The sequence below is a fragment of the Candidatus Chlorohelix sp. genome, assembly GCF_037138995.1.
Lineage (GTDB): Bacteria > Chloroflexota > Chloroflexia > Chloroheliales > Chloroheliaceae > Chlorohelix.
The window spans coordinates 25,262-40,751 of record NZ_JBAXHI010000034.1 but is presented as its reverse complement, the minus strand read 5'-3'; the positions used below and the strand labels follow the sequence as shown (position 1 = coordinate 40,751).

14 protein-coding genes are annotated in these 15,490 nt (G+C 44.8%); 10 read left to right on the top strand and 4 right to left on the bottom strand.

Annotated elements, in window-relative coordinates; genetic code table 11:
* The first annotated feature begins 774 nt into the window (after nt 1-774).
* The 6 genes from WCK19_RS14175 to WCK19_RS14150 all read left to right on the top strand — a co-directional run bounded on the left by WCK19_RS14175 (nt 775) and on the right by WCK19_RS14150 (nt 6,923).
* Nucleotides 775-1,269: a RusA family crossover junction endodeoxyribonuclease gene (locus WCK19_RS14175; RefSeq protein ID WP_342398044.1), complete on the top strand. Its 495-nt coding sequence runs from the start codon at nt 775-777 to the stop codon at nt 1,267-1,269.
* A gap of 50 nt (nt 1,270-1,319) precedes the next feature.
* Nucleotides 1,320-2,921, top strand: coding sequence for a glutamine-hydrolyzing GMP synthase (gene guaA / locus WCK19_RS14170; protein WP_342398043.1), 1,602 nt, complete (start codon nt 1,320-1,322; stop codon nt 2,919-2,921).
* A gap of 11 nt (nt 2,922-2,932) precedes the next feature.
* The gene (locus WCK19_RS14165; protein ID WP_342398042.1) at nt 2,933-3,724 is read left to right on the top strand and encodes a response regulator transcription factor; all 792 of its coding nucleotides are present in this window, start codon (nt 2,933-2,935) and stop codon (nt 3,722-3,724) included.
* Nucleotides 3,725-3,929: 205 nt separating this feature from the next.
* Complete coding sequence (locus WCK19_RS14160) at nt 3,930-5,579, top strand: hybrid sensor histidine kinase/response regulator (protein ID WP_342398041.1); 1,650 nt, start codon at nt 3,930-3,932, stop codon at nt 5,577-5,579.
* 40 nt (nt 5,580-5,619) lie between these two features.
* Nucleotides 5,620-5,985, top strand: a complete 366-nt coding sequence (locus WCK19_RS14155; protein ID WP_342398040.1) for a response regulator — start codon at nt 5,620-5,622, stop codon at nt 5,983-5,985.
* A 14-nt stretch (nt 5,986-5,999) separates the two neighbouring features.
* Entirely contained in the window at nt 6,000-6,923 is a 924-nt protein-coding gene (locus tag WCK19_RS14150) for a hypothetical protein (protein ID WP_342398039.1), read from the top strand.
* On the opposite strand, the gene WCK19_RS14145 is transcribed toward WCK19_RS14150, so the two are convergent.
* Entirely contained in the window at nt 6,907-7,653 is a 747-nt protein-coding gene (locus tag WCK19_RS14145; protein WP_342398038.1) for a Type 1 glutamine amidotransferase-like domain-containing protein, read from the bottom strand. The genes WCK19_RS14150 and WCK19_RS14145 overlap by 17 nt on opposite strands.
* A 271-nt stretch (nt 7,654-7,924) precedes the next feature.
* Between WCK19_RS14145 and WCK19_RS14140 the strand changes: the two genes are divergently transcribed.
* Nucleotides 7,925-8,509: an acyltransferase gene (locus WCK19_RS14140; RefSeq protein WP_342398037.1), complete on the top strand. Its 585-nt coding sequence runs from the start codon at nt 7,925-7,927 to the stop codon at nt 8,507-8,509.
* Between the two features lie 14 nt (nt 8,510-8,523).
* Here the strand turns inward: WCK19_RS14140 and WCK19_RS14135 are convergent, their stop codons facing one another.
* Nucleotides 8,524-9,102, bottom strand: a complete 579-nt coding sequence (locus WCK19_RS14135; protein ID WP_342398036.1) for a hypothetical protein — start codon at nt 9,100-9,102, stop codon at nt 8,524-8,526.
* A 187-nt stretch (nt 9,103-9,289) separates the two neighbouring features.
* Between WCK19_RS14135 and WCK19_RS14130 the strand changes: the two genes are divergently transcribed.
* The gene (locus tag WCK19_RS14130) at nt 9,290-9,928 is read left to right on the top strand and encodes a Maf family protein (RefSeq protein WP_342398035.1); all 639 of its coding nucleotides are present in this window, start codon (nt 9,290-9,292) and stop codon (nt 9,926-9,928) included.
* A gap of 96 nt (nt 9,929-10,024) precedes the next feature.
* On the opposite strand, the gene WCK19_RS14125 is transcribed toward WCK19_RS14130, so the two are convergent.
* A complete protein-coding gene (locus WCK19_RS14125) occupies nt 10,025-11,716 on the bottom strand; it encodes a hypothetical protein (RefSeq protein ID WP_342398034.1) in 1,692 nt (563 codons plus the stop codon).
* Between the two features lie 126 nt (nt 11,717-11,842).
* On the opposite strand from WCK19_RS14125, the gene WCK19_RS14120 reads away from it, so the two are divergent.
* Both WCK19_RS14120 and WCK19_RS14115 read left to right on the top strand, forming a co-directional pair.
* A complete protein-coding gene (locus tag WCK19_RS14120; protein ID WP_342398033.1) occupies nt 11,843-13,003 on the top strand; it encodes a glycosyltransferase in 1,161 nt (386 codons plus the stop codon).
* Between the two features lie 12 nt (nt 13,004-13,015).
* On the top strand, nt 13,016-14,650 hold the full coding sequence (locus WCK19_RS14115) for a mucoidy inhibitor MuiA family protein (RefSeq protein WP_342398032.1): 1,635 nt from the start codon (nt 13,016-13,018) through the stop codon (nt 14,648-14,650).
* Nucleotides 14,651-14,878: 228 nt separating this feature from the next.
* Here WCK19_RS14115 and WCK19_RS14110 read toward each other — a convergent pair whose 3' ends face one another.
* Complete coding sequence (locus WCK19_RS14110) at nt 14,879-15,349, bottom strand: NUDIX domain-containing protein (protein ID WP_342398031.1); 471 nt, start codon at nt 15,347-15,349, stop codon at nt 14,879-14,881.
* Between the last annotated feature and the right edge of the window lie 141 nt (nt 15,350-15,490).

The following is a 15,490-nucleotide window of genomic DNA, read 5'->3' as shown; positions in this document are numbered from 1 at the left end:
ACAGGAGTCGCAGTGTTATCACCGCAAGCCGCTACCAGCACTGCAATGAAAATGCCTACCACTAAAAGATGCAATTTCCTCTTAAGTATCATTAATTCTCCTCCTGAGATAGGGTAACCAATTATGATATTTGGTTAAGGTCACGCTAATCCGAAAGGTTAATAGCCGAATCCTGTTTTACAACGGTATATCCGTGTCAAAAACCAGTTATCTTTAGGGCTTTCGCTTCAGATACATTTTTACTGTTCCAAGCGAAAGCTCTAATTTAAATGGGAAATCTTAGCCTATTTGCTCAAGCAATATTGTTTGGCAAATAAACCAAAATCAGGATTGATTTTTCCAAACTGAAAACAGAAAGCTTATAAGCCATTTGCACTAAAAGGAAGCTAGTCCTGTTGCTTTGCAAAAATACTAGGCATTACAAAATTGAATCTTAATGAGTATGAACGTGAGTGTGGTCAATCTTTGTAACTTCCTCAGCAGATGGGACATTTTTAAGTGCATAGGGAGAGATTATAAATGCGATGTAGGCTCACCGCAATCTCAATACAACTTGCCATTATAATAGCAAAAAGCTATCCAGTTTGCAAGCAGAAATGTGTTCCTTGTTCAAAAACAAGGATGAAACAATAAAACGGAGGGGGTAGTAGGAAGCCGTCGCTAATTTTTATTATTTTTAGAATAAATGCTCCGATTAAATACTTAACTTAAAGCGCTATTAATTTGAGTTGATTTATTAGTGACAAAAAAGTATTTCTTTAATATAATTATGGCATGATTAAAAAGAGTAAAGGGTCGGGCAACATTAGAGGAAACAAATTACCGACTCTCGAAATAACTTTGCCGCTGCCTCCGAGCATTAATGTTCAGTATGCAACGGTTGAAGGAAAACGTACTCTGACAGAAACTGCCAGAAAATGGAAACGGCAGGTCGAACGGCGAGTCGAACAATTGGAAGATGAAGAAGTTATCACCGATGAGATGCTTGCAGCCTTTGCTCAAACCTATTTATCGGTATTTATGCAATTCTTCTTTCCTTCCCCTCACCGTCGTGACTTGGATGGCGGTTTGAAAATTGCCCTTGATGCCCTATGTGAGGCTCTACATCTTAACGATAACCGGGTAGTTGAAATACACCTTCAAAAGCGGATTGATCCACTCGACCCGCGCGTTGAAATTTTCCTTGAAGGGGTAAACGACTGGGTCTTCGATGAACAATATGTGTTGTTGGAAGATAATCCCGCGCAGGTTAAGAAAATTGGGAACTGACTAAAAGCACAAGCCATCACAAAATGGTCAACTAAAGGAGAATAGCCCCGATGTCCGGCACAGTACCAACCAGCAGGTCTTATACAGCGCCCGCGAATGAGTCTATTATCATTTTTGATTTCGGCTCTCAATTTACCCGACTTATTGCGCGTCGAATACGTGAAGCACATGTCTATTGTGAAATTCTGCCTGCCGATGCACCAAAAGAGCAAATCGAAGCCCTTAACCCACGTGGGTTCATTCTAAGCGGAGGACCTGCCAGCGTTTATGAAGAGGGTTCGCCACAACTCGCCAGCTATATTCTGGATTATGGTGTACCTGTGCTAGGTATCTGCTATGGTATGGGCTTACTAGCGCGAGCGCTCGGAGGCAATGTGCAACCCGCCGAACTTCGCGAATATGGACAGGCTGATGTGCAAATCGAGCAGCGCAACCTAATATTTGCAGGCTTACCAAGTCCTCTTAGCGTTTGGATGAGTCACGGAGATCATATTGAGGCAGCCCCACCTAATTTTGAGGTTATTGCCCATACTGAAAACACCCATGTTGCGGCAATGTTTGGCAAGCTTCCCGCTACTGGCGCATTTGCAATCGGGCTGCAATTTCATCCTGAAGTGAACCACACCGCACATGGCGCAGAAATTATCCAGCATTTCCTGTTTCAGATTTGCAACTGTTCAGGAAACTGGACTCCCGACTCATTCATCCAAACTGCTATTACTCGTATTCAGGAAACTGTCGGACCTGAAGGGAAAGCAATTTGTGCGCTTAGCGGGGGAGTTGATTCGGCGGTTGCCGCCACGCTCATATCCAAAGCGTTGGGAGATCGTCTTACCTGTATTTTCGTAAACAACGGCTTATTAAGGCAGGGCGAACCGGAGAGCGTACTCAGCACTTTTGGTAATAAAATGGGCTTGAAACTGGATTATGTGGATGCTTCCGCTCGTTTTCTTGAGAAGTTGGCAGGAATAGAAGACCCCGAAGAAAAGCGTAAAATCATCGGCAACGAATTTATTCGCATCTTTGAAGAAGAAGCTCGTAAAATCGGACCGGTTGATTGGCTGGTGCAAGGCACGCTTTATCCCGATGTAATCGAAAGCGCCACGCCGGAAACCAAAAATGCCAGCCGCATAAAAACCCACCATAATGTAGGTGGATTACCGCCGGATATGCAATTCAAACTGATTGAACCGCTGCGGTATCTTTTCAAGGATGAGGTGCGCCAAGTCGGGCTGGAATTGGGATTATCGCCAGAGATAGTTTGGCGGCAACCCTTCCCCGGACCCGGTTTAGCAGTTCGGGTAATAGGCGCAGTAGATGAAAATCGCCTAATTATTTTAAGAGCGGCGGATGCAATTGTACGCGAAGAAATTATGAATGCAGGGCTAGATGGTGAAGGCGCAGTCTGGCAATATTTTGCGGTTCTCACCCCCTTGCAAAGCGTTGGCGTTATGGGGGATGGGCGAACCTATAACAATGTATTGGCTGTACGCGCTGTCAGTAGTAGCGATGGTATGACAGCGGACTGGGCGCGTTTGCCTCACGAGTTACTGGCGCGTATCAGTAACCGCATAGTCAATGAAGTAAAGGGCGTAAATAGAGTAGTGTACGACATTACGAGTAAACCGCCTGCCACCATCGAATGGGAGTAAAGGGGGTTAGCATGAACAGACCTATCATATTAGTGGTGGATGACGACCCAGATATTCTAAAGCTGGTACGGAACGCTCTGGAGGCTGAAAATCTTGATGTTAGTACCGCTATTACGGGACAGCAAGCCCTGAATAAAATAACCAAAGAATTGCCTAGTCTTGCAATTGTCGATCTCAATTTGCCGGATATGCACGGCTTTGAAGTTTGCCGTAGGTTGCAACAATATGCCATAATCCCAGTAATAATGCTTACCGGGGTTGCTGCTGAAGACACTATTGTAGAAGGCATTAACTCTTACGCCGAAGATTATATTACCAAGCCCTTCAACGCCCGTGAACTTGCAGCAAGAGTACGCCGTGTTTTGCGACGCTTTGGAGATGTACCCATCAATTCTTCAGCCGAAGTAGTGGTTGACCAAGAACTCAAAATCAATTTTGGGCAGCACTGGGCAGAAATACGAGGTAGCAAACAAGAACTTACCCCCACCGAATCCAAGTTGTTACACCTGCTCATACGGAATACCGGGCAGGTTTTAACTACTGACTCACTACTGTCAAGAGTATGGAGTTCGGATGAAGAAGTTTATGTTGAAGGGTTGCGCGTACATATCCGCCGTCTGCGGGAGAAAATAGAACCAGACCCCGGTAAGCCTAGCTATATACTTACCGAACGAGGGGTTGGATATCGCTTCAAAACTTTTAATAACAATCAGGAAAATGAAACAGATATAAAAGAAGAAAGCAGCGGCACAGATAAAAACGAGATTTCAGAGAGCGCAAATGACATATTAACGCTTCCCTAACCAAAATCCCAATACCCCATAAATCCTACTACATTCGCAGTTATGTTCAAAGCGCTTAAATTACCTTCACAATAAGAAAGATAAAAAGTATGAGCATCTCTGATGCTTACAACCACAAACTATCAAAGAACTATCAGAGGCGCGTTCAGAAAATTCTACAACGACTAATCGCTCCTCGACTAATTCAAAAAAAGGAGCAGATAGTTTGCTTGAGTCTGAGGTGATTTTGCTGAGAGAGCAACTTGCCGAATATGAGGCAGCGCTACGTTCATTGCACTTTCAGAATGAGCAATTGAGAGAGCGCCTAAGCAATAGCCACGTAAGTGAAAAAGAACGGGCTGAATTCATTTCAAATGTAGCACATGAACTTCGTAGCCCTCTCACCTCTATCAAAGGCTATGTGGATTTATTATTAGAGGGTGAAGCCGGAGACTTGAACGAATTACAAAATGAATTTTTATGCGTGGTAGGCGCTAATAGCGAAAAACTCGCCCGTATAATAAGCGACCTGCTAGATATTTCGCGCCTAGAATCGGGGCGATTAAGCTTTAACCCCGGTCCACGCAACTTCCGCGAGATTGCAGAACAGGCAATTGAAGCTACTAAAGCCCTATTTGAAGCAAAATCTATCAGTTTTGTGGTTGAATTACCGGCTTATTCCACCCGCCACGGGGTTCTGGAAATTAACGCTGACCCGGACAGATTGATGCAAGCCCTCAAGGTTTTGCTTAATAACGCGGCACGCTATACCCCAAACGAAGGTGTTGTAAGGTTTAGCGTTAGAGCTGATGAAGCCAACATGCAGGCTATAATCAACGTTACCAATCAAAGCCCCTCTATCAGCCAACACGAAATCCCGATTCTTTTCTCAAAATTCTGGCATTCCGAAAATCCGGCTTGGAGAGAAAACGGTAGTCCCGGACTGGGTTTGGCTCTGGTAAAATCAATCGCCGAAATGCACGATGGCAATGTTAGTGTCGTACCAAACCCTAATGGAACCAATACCTTCACTATAACATTGCCGCTCCTAATTACACCTCAGCCACACAAAGTTATAGAACTTGCGGAAAATAGTGAGGTGCAGCACGCTGTGCTGGTAATAACCCAAAACCCTATGTTTGCTAAATTTGCAGAAAATGTGCTGGCTGATGGTGGATTTCAGGTAGTTATAACAGAAGATTACTCGGTAATTTCATCTCCACTGCCTACTTGGATTCCTGATTTAATCCTTGCAGATGAAAATATCATGATTTCTGAGTATAAAAATCCGATTATTGGAAGTGTGCCGCTATTGCAGGTGGCACTTTCGGAATTGGAAATGATGGTATTGGCAGAAGGAGCGTTAGCTGTACTGCCCTATCCTACCGCAGATAACAGCGCCATCGAATATATTTTACAAATTATCGGCAGTGAAGTACCAGAAATTTTAGCGCAATCTTATCGAGCTACCGAAACTATTTTGTTAGTTAGCCAAGTTAGTACAAACCTCCGAAATCTTGACAAGTTATTACGAGATGCCGGATTTACTAAAGTATATCGTGCAACTATGGAATATGATGCGCTGGCGTTAGCGCGTAGATACCGCCCCTCATTCATGTTGATGGATTTAACTAATGAAAAGAAAGTAAGTGGGGCTTTATTTGAAGCGCTACACGAAGACCCCTTACTTAGGAAAACTCTCTCATTGATATTTGCGCCACCCGAATATATAATGCAAGCTACAGTTCCGGATTATCAACCCGGTATAGCTAATGTTGAAAAGTTTGACTCTAAGACTTATACCAATCATGTGCCTAAGCCTTTTTTACGTCGTCGCTTTTTAAGTCTTGCCAATAGATTAGTTGGTAAAAGTTGACAAACCTTTCCATTTTTCTTATGCGTCATTGGAGTATTCAATGAAGATTCTTATCGCAGAAGACGAAAAAGATATAAGACGCTTAATCAGTTTTACGTTGGAACGCGCCGGTTTTGAAATTGTGGAAGCCATAGATGGCAAGCAAGCACTTGAAATGGCAAAGCTACACAATCCTAACCTGATTCTTTTAGACGTTATGATGCCCTATCTAGACGGTTATGAAGTTTGCCGTTATTTGCGCTCCGAACCAGCCACTACCAATATTCCTGTGCTTTTCCTCTCTGCCAAAGGGCAACACCACGAAATCGGGGAGGGCTTAAGCGCGGGTGCGACTGATTATATTGTAAAACCTTTCACGCCCCGCGAGTTAGTAGCTAAAGTAAAAGAACTTACCGGGACTGGTTAGCTCTGAAAAAAGAAGTGCAGAAAAATTTTATCTTTCTCTTTCTGGATGGGGTGGGTCTTGGAAAAGATTCACCTGAAAATCCGTTTGCCCATACAGAAGCAACGCCCTTTTTAAATGATTTGTTAGGCAGCAAACCCTTAAGCGGTCATGAAGTTTATTCTCCCAATTTGTTGTTCAAATCAATTGATGCTCAATTGGGCATACCCGGCTTACCACAAAGCGCAACCGGACAGGCAGCTTTATACACCGGGCAGAATGCGCCAGCTTATCTTGGACGACATATGACCGGATTCGCCAATGGTTCATTACGGATTTTGATTGAAGAAAGCGGGATTTTTAAACAGGCGAAAGCAATTGGCGCAAAACCCACGCACGCCAACCTATACTCTCCGGGCTATTTTCGGGCAGTTGAACAACGCCGAATCCGTTATTCGGTAGGCACTTTGGTAGGACTTACTGCCGGAGTACCTTTCCGCATGCCTGAAGACTACGAAAGAGGCGAAGCAGTTTTCTGGGATATTACCGGAGAGCGAATGCCAAATCGAGAAGTATATTTAACCCCGATTGCAGCTACCGAAGCAGGGAAACGATTGGCTAATATCGGAAGCGCTCACAACATCACTCTTTTTGAATGTTATTTGCCAGATTTTGCCGGTCACAGCCAGAATATGGAGGTAGCGCTCTCCGTGTTGCAATTGATTGACCGATTTCTAAATAGTGTTATTCAAAATCTTTCCGATGATACTACATTAGTAATAACAAGTGATCACGGTAATGTTGAGGACTTAGCTACTAAAGGGCATACCTATAACCCTGTGCCGCTATTGGTAGTGGGACATGATGCAGGAAATTTCCGTGCCATAACTGATATTACTGGATTAACTCCTAAAATTATCGAATTATTGGGTGCAATGAACAAGTTTAAATCTCCAAATTAAGAGTTTCACCGCTTTTGAAAATCTGCCCCTCATCTTTGCCCCCCCGGAAAAGAGTGACATTCTGCTTGCCCATTACAGACCACTCCCAGCCATTATCCTTGCGACTACGTACTAAAGCGGTGTCTTCATCTATGCCAAATTGCAACACTCCGGGAGGAGCGCTGGAAATAATAGCTTTGAAAAGCTCAGGGCTTACAAAACTATGCATGTGGTCGAAATGAGGATATGTAACTATCGAGGGTTCTACGCTCAATGCAGTCATCCATGCCGGTGTTTGTCCTTTAAAAGCAGAGCGCATATTGAGAGTGAAACCTCCAAATGCCATTGCGCCCGCGCTACAACCTGCTAGCGCTGCCCCTTGCCGATGCCGGTTTAATATAATTTCCCAAGCAGGTGTATCTATCAGGGTTTCCACTAAATACATTGGGTTGCCGCCGGAAAAATAATAGAAATCGGCATCACGGAGTTTATGCAAAACTTCCGGTCGGGTGGTATCTTCGCGTTTGATAATCATAGCAGGCTCAACTTTAGCCCCAATCTTGACAAAATGTTCCACACCCAACTGAGACCAGCGTGCAGGCATTCCGGGTTCAAGACCACTGGCAGTAGGGATTAACACAACCTTTGCATTTTGGGGATTAGGCAGAGTATTAAGCAAAAATCGGTCAATTTCTTCCATTGCAGGTAAATATTCCCCAGACCCAACCAGCGCCACCGCACCTGAAGTCATACCAGTTCCATCTTTCTCTCTAGTTTTTAATCGGCTACATAAACGAATAGAATTACATAGTTCAAATCTTATATGCTATTATTGCAGGAATTATCATATATTCGCAACATGAAAAATTTTCCCGGTTTATTCTTGCCCAATGCTTTAACCTTAATGTAAATAAATAAATTGTAACAACTTTTCCAACGGCTGTAACTTAACTATAACTCTTGCATGCTAAAATCCAACTACGCTATAAGCAAATTCTATTTCAGGTCAAGGCATTAATTATTTGAACGCTCTATCTATGCAATATAATAACCACTATACAATTAAAACAACTATACACGAAACTGCTGAAGTTTCAGATGAGGCATTTATCGGTTTAGGAACCCAAATCTGGCACCAATGCCAGATAAATTCAGGGGTTGCCATTGGCAATAATTGCGTTATCGGTAAAGGCGTTTTTATCGATCATAAGGTGCGGATTGGCGATAATGTCAAAATTCAGAATCGCACTTCTATTTTTCTTGACGTTATTATCGAGAACAATGTAAATATCGAACCTCATGTTTGCTTCAGTAACAGCAAAAAAATTTTGCTGAATAAATATAATGGCAAAATACCACCAACTCTAGTAAAAGCGGGAGCAACCATCGGGGAAGGTACAGTTATTTTGCCCGGAGTGGTAATCGGGGCATATTCAATAGTTGGACAAGGCTCGATAGTAACTCAAGATATACCTGATTATTCCTATGTTCAGGGCAATCCAGCAGTAATAGCAGGCTATATTTGCGAATGCAACCAAAGACTGGTTCTTAAAGAAGAAACTGCTTGGTATTGCTCAGGTTGTGATAAGATATATAACTTCCAATAGCTCTTTATAAACAGCTAAGCTTTAATCATGCCCCAACGTTTAGCCAATTTCAATGCTCTTTTCTCGCCCACAATCGAAATAAAAAAAACAGGCAAGCAGGCTATCCACCAAAATATATATGCCACCAACGCTACGGTAGCGTGGAAGACCAACCAACTTTTGCGCTCTTGTATCCGTGAATACCAGCGCCTTGCTCCAAGTACCGTCAAGCCCATCGAAGCAGTTGGCACAATTCCAGTTATAGCAAAGAACCAAAACAGAGGACGAGGGGTATTCTTTACATCATAGGTTAAGCCACCCGCTTTGACCAGTTTTGGAGTTATAGCCCCAAAGTAAGCGGATATAGTTAAATCCATACCGAAAGCAATAGCAGATAGAGTAAAACGCCGCTTGTCGCTTAAACGTTTATGAGCAGTATTACGCCCGGCGCGTTTGCAATCAAGCAACACGTAGGTATAAATCGCCAACGCAAGCAAACTTAACAACGACATCAAGCGCATACTCCAATGAAATCCTTTTTCTTCTGCAATTTCCGATTCAGATTCATTATGTAAATCAACAGATGTAGAAACTTCCCATGGCTGTGCTGCCATCAGCAACCTCTTTTCTAGGACAGTGTTTTTATTGGTTGTAAAAAAGTATCTTTTCGTGTTTACTCACCAGAAAAAAATATTCAGTGGGCGAACAAGTGCTAGAATAACACATGAGTGTCAATATTATGGTAGCTTAGAACTCACTTTTTGCCCAATTAATTACAGTTCTAAAAGATAGGGGAAAGCATTGTCCGGCAAATATCCTGAAATTCAAGTGTTCGACAAAGTTCAAGTTATACTCGCAAGCGGCTCACCGCGTAGGCGTGAGCTTCTGAGCAGGTTGCTTCCAGCCGATAATTTCCACATTATAGTCTCTGAAGTAGATGAAGCCTTACACCAAGACGAAGAATATCTGAACTACGTAAGACGTTTGGCATTGTCAAAAGCAATTGCTGGCGGAAAACTCTGGCTTGAAAAAAATGAAAATGATGGCAAAGATATATTGGTTATAGGCGCAGACACTATCGTGGTATTAGACGATGTGGTTTTTGGCAAGCCACGCGATGAAGTACAAGCCGGAAATTTTCTGGAACGCTTAAGTGGACGAACCCATCTGGTAATTACCGGATTTGCCATAATCACTATAAGCCAACAGCATATGATAGTACGGCAAGAGGTAAGCTATACCGTGAGCGAAGTGGAATTTCGTAATATAAGCGCAGCAGAGATAAAGTGGTATGTAGCAACCGGGGAACCGGCAGATAAAGCGGGCGCATACGCCATACAAGGCTATGGAGGGGCGTTAATAGCAGCAGTACGCGGTGATTACTATAATGTAGTAGGATTGCCTTTAGGACCTCTTATAGAGCAACTCAGAAAGTTTTGAAATTAATCAAGAACTTTCGCTTAGAACAGTAGAAAAAAATATGTACCAAAACAAGGGGCTTAAGCCCCTTGCCTGAAAACCCTACTGAAACGGAAATCAATTTGGCACAAACCAAAAGACCTGCTCTACTGCGCGAGTTCCCAGAAACTGGCGCATAATTTGTCCGGTTGGGCTTGCCACCACCACCAAACCATCCGAACCACGCCGTGAGGTGGAAATAAATGAGCCATCCGCCGACCATGCCGGGCAACTCCCACCCGTCACCGTACCAAGCGTTGAGCCGTCCAACTTGATAATCATAGTATCGTTACTATCCCAATAAGCCAATTGCTGCCCGGTTGGCGATAGTGTGGCGCAATTCATTTTATCGCTGATAGCCGAACCGATTACGCCCGGAGCCGTCAGGACACCTGCTAATTCTCGTTCTTCTCCCGGTATGCTTTGCCAGATTAGCAGCAAAGCGTTATTTGCGCCCGGCAACCACAAGGTTCTCTCCAGAGCAAAACCGCGCGGCTGCCCGTATAGCATGCGGGGAATACCACCAGCAACGCTTGCTACGCCTACATAGGAAAACCTATCTGCGAAAGTCAGGCTGCGCCCATCGCTTGACCAGTTAATATACTGCACCGCACTACCACCAGTAGGATAAGCTGCGCCATCGTTTGCAGGGTAAGGCGGTAGCTGATTACTGTAGAACAATATGGTTTCGCGGCGGTCAGCAACACTCATAATAGCCAGAGCGTTATCATAAGGCACCAACACGCTAGGAGGGTTGTAATAGGGATTAGCGGTTGGTGGAGTGCGGGTTTCAGAGGTAGCTGAACGTTGAGGCTTGATAATTGGGAAAGGGGTGACGCTTACCGAAGGTATAACCTTGACCGAAGTGGCAATTACTCCCGGCGTTCCGGCTGTTAAGCCGGATTTGGCAGTAGCGCTATTTGGCAAGGTTGTAGCAGAATTTTGAGATGGGACATATTCAACCACCTCAAGGCGGCGAGCGTGAGTAGCATAGGCTAACTGCCGTCCATCCGGCGACCAAGCAAAACCAAAACCACTGGCAAGACGCTGCGGAGGAATCTGCTGGCTACTGCCATTGAGACGGGCGGAATTTACGCCGGACAGTTGGGTATCAATCAGATAAATTTCACCATTAGTAGCAAGTGATTGAGGCAAATTGCCGTTGGATTGGCGAGTTATCATATCAAAGGCAAGGTAACGCCCATCTGGCGACCATGCCGCAGTATTCAAGGTTTGAGATAGCGGGTCGGGGCGGTATAGCGATAGTTTTCGACCCATCAAGTCGAACAGTACCAAGCCATCGCGCAAATCCATCACCGCCACCGTATCACGCAAAGGCGACCAATAAACCTTATCGGCGGTAATAGCGCCGCTTTGGGTTAGCTGCCTTCGATTACCGCCTCGTTCATCTGAAACCCAAAGGTCGCCAGCTTGCAAATAGCCTACTTGCGTGTTAGCCAGCAACACTGGTTGGATTTGCCCAAATCCCTGACTATTTTCAGAAGAACCATTTGCCCGATTTTCAGCGGGTGTAGGATTCGCGGGCTTTGTCGCGCTTGAAGTGGTGGCTATTGTTAAGTCGGGTTGAACGGTAATCAGCGAGGGCTTAGTGGGGGGGATTATCGGTGAAACATTTGGCATCTGACGTTCTATTGGAGTAACCGGAGGTGGGGTTGGTATCTCGGAGCCGCAAGCTCCCAACGCAAAACCGGCTACAGTCGCCCATAGCACCGTCCAGATGGCAAGTTTGACTCTTTTCGGTGGTTTCACTATGATTAATCCTTAGTGAGGTTGTATAATTATGGTTTCTAGTTATGTCTATCTGACATTATACAATACTCTGTCTAGAGGTAGCAGGTTAGACCATTAAAACCTGCTAATAATCGGGAGAAACACTTGTTACTCTACCAAATAATAATCACAGCGCCTATAGTATATATGCTATTGGCGCTGCTGGTAAACAGCTTTACATTCCGTGCGTTAGGTTCTTACGGCTACAACAGGCGTTTTTCGGCGGCGGATACTTCTCTGGTTTCGGTGCTAGTTCCAGCGCGAAACGAAGCCGGGAATATTGCCCGTTGTGTACGCTCTTTGCTGAATCAAGATTATCCTAATCTTGAAATTATTGTGCTGGATGACAGCAGCGATGATGCTACCGTTGCAATCCTAGAGAGCCTTGCCCGTGAGGATTTTTCCCACCGCTTGCGCCTTGTTAGCGGACAGGAATTGCCGGAGGGGTGGCTTGGCAAAAATTGGGCGTGTTATCAGCTTTACCACTACGCCGAAGGGGATTACCTACTTTTCACCGATGCAGATACCGTTCATGGGGTGCGCTCAGTTTCCAGCGCAATTTCTGCGCTTGAAAAAAACGAGGCGGATTTCCTAAGCGTTTTCCCAAAACAGGAAACCGATTCATTTGCCGAGCGTCTGGCAATCCCATTGATGATGATGTACCTGATTGGGCTATTACCTATCTGGATGGTGAGCCGTAGCCCCCGCCCTTCAATCAGCGCAGCCAACGGTCAATATATGTTCTTTACTCGGAATGTTTATGAGCAAATCGGCGGGCATGCAGCGGTAAAAAATATCGTGCTGGAAGATGTAATTTTAGCCCAGCGAATAAAGCAAGCGGGATACAAGATTATACTACCGGATGGCACCGATTCCGTCTCTTGCCGGATGTATCGCAACATTTTTGAAGTGTGGCAGGGTTTCAGTAAAAATCTTTTCGCCTTCTTTAATTATAAAGTTTTATGGCTAGGGCTTTTTTTGATATTCAATCTTTTGGGATATGTAGGTTCATATTTCTGGCTGCTGGCAGGATGGATTACCGGGCAACCGGCATCGCCAGAGTGGTTATGGCTACCGCTGGCGCAAATAATAATATCTTGGATTATCCGATTTGGTGTGGCATTACGGTTTGGTTTCAGAGTATTTGATATTATTCTGCATCCTATCTCAATAATTTATATGGTTATTATCGGAATCAATTCGGTGCGCTGGAAGAAACGTGGAATTCAGTGGAAAGGCAGGGTTTATTCCCCTGAAATACATTAAAGGAGAGGTTTGATGTCTGAATCCAACGAAACCATAGAGTCTATCAAAACGGTTGAAACTCACATAGCTGAAGTGACGGTTTACACCTCCCAAGCTCTGGTAACACGACGTGGTAAAGTAAGCCTGAGCGGTAGCGAAAAAGAACTGGTGGTAAACGACCTACCCAGCACTATTCAAACCGAATCGTTCCGAGCAGGTGGAGTCGGTACGGTAGCAGTGCGCTTGCTAGGAGTACGCAGCGAATATGCCTATACCACCGAACCTGTCGGTGAAAAGCTTGCAGAATTAACCCGCCGCCTCGAAGAACTGGAAACCCTCAAGCAAGAGACCAAAAGCAAATTAGATACACTGAAAATGCAACGAAGCTTTGTTGAAAACCTTAGCCAGCACACAGTCGAAGAATTTTCCAAAGGATTAGCGCGTAATCGGGTTGGCTTGGAGGAAGTACGCAATTTGCTCGATTTCATAGGAGAGCAACGCATCGGCTATGAAGCTACCCTGCAAAAAGAAGAATTGGCTATTCGGGAACTAGATAAACAAATCGAAGTAGTACGGGCAGAAATAAAGAGGATAAGTATTCCGCGTGCGCGTGAAAGCTACAAGTTAGCGGTTTCAATAGAAGCAACTGGTGCTGGCGAATTTGAACTGGAAGTTTCTTATATGATTAGCCGCGCCGGATGGACACCGCTATACGATTTGCGAGTCAGGAATGCCGGAGACAAGGTAAATCTGAGCTACCTTGCCGAAGTACAACAGAGCAGCGGCGAAGAATGGCAAGGGGTACGCCTCACTCTATCCACTGCTAAGCCTGCGCTGGGAACACTCCCGCCTCGCCTCAACCCATGGTATCTCGATAGCTACCGCCCAAGCCCACCGCGCACTTTTCATGCAATGTCCCCCCAAGCGATGGTAATGGCTGCGCCTGCGCCAAGCCAATTTTCTGACGAGACGACAGGCGCATTTGCAGAGTTGGCAGAATCTTTGCCCGAATATAAGGCGGCAAGCGTATCCGCAGAAGTTTCCAGCGAAGGAGGCGTAGTGACCTTCCGACTCGAACGGGATAGCAACATCCCCTCAGATGGAGCGCCACACAAAACTACCATTTTCAACGAGGATTTCCCCGCTCGTGTCGAGTATATTACTATTCCCAAACTCGTAAGTTTCGCTTATATACAGGCAACCGTCACCAATCGGGCAGGGGGCGTTACGCTGCTACCCGGTAAAGCCAACATCTTTCGCGAAAATACTTTCGTTGGCACAACCATGCTGGAAAATATCGCGCCCGGTCAGGAATTCAAGCTCAATCTAGGAATTGACGAGGGCTTGAAAATTGAGCGCGAGTTGGTAGAGCGAGAGGTGGATAAGAAGTTCATCGGGGGGCAGCGGCGTACCACTTTTGGATACCGTATCACTGTAACCAGTTTGCGCGAGCAGGAAACGACTTTGCGCCTAACCGAGCAAATTCCGGTCAGCCGTAACGAGCAAATCAAGGTGCGCCTGATTAAAGCCACTCCACAAATCCAGCCCGGCGAAATGGGCGTGCTAGAGTGGGTTTTGGCACTTCAACCTCAAGCCAAACGCGAAGTGAGTTATCAGTTTACGGTGGAGCATCCAACAGATTTGAATGTTACAGGCTTGAGCGTTTAAAAACACGTCGGAAGCCATTACTAAGATAAAGTTAAAAAGTCTTTCATAATAAGCGTATAGTTAAACATTTCACAAGTTCTGTAAGCCAGTGATACCATTACGTAAGGTATCATAGAGCTTCCTTTTTTAACTTCTTTTTCTAGATGCTTAGCCTTCCCGGTCTGCTCTTCCACCGCTCCGTTAGCCGAATAACTGGCGGTCAGTTGGACAGTCAGGGGTATGGAATAGTCACTTAATATAAATCCTATTTGAATTTGTTTGAGCATCCAGTATCCATTCGAGGTGCGGTTCAACAATATCTATCCCCGAAAATGCTTCAATCGAGTAAAAGCCCGCTTCAGTAGTTTCATCACTCAAACCTAATTGTCCTCCGACAATCTCAGTTTCAAAGCATAAACCTACAAGTTGCCAACGACTATCTTCAGCATAAACCGTAACCCGGTGTGGAGTGGAATAAATGCCTACCAACCGTCTAATTTTCACTTGTAATCCGGTTTCCTCCCAAACCTCACGAATACAGGTTTCTTCTAGATTTTCACCCGGATTCATCGCACCGCTAGGCAAACACCATCGCCCATTATCACTTCTGCGGGTTAACAGAACTTTGCCCACATCATCATAAATGATAGCGGCACAACCGATTCGAATACGAGCGGTACGCCCAACTCGTTCACCATATTCAAAATAAGGTATGCTCATTTCACACTCGCTTAACACTAAAAATAGATTATTTTTAATCTCAAAGTGGCGCTAATTATATTTCGCCTTGCTTCCAAAGATGCTATACTTTGTAACATTCTACCAGAAAACAATTTCATTAATCGCTAATAACCCAAGCTT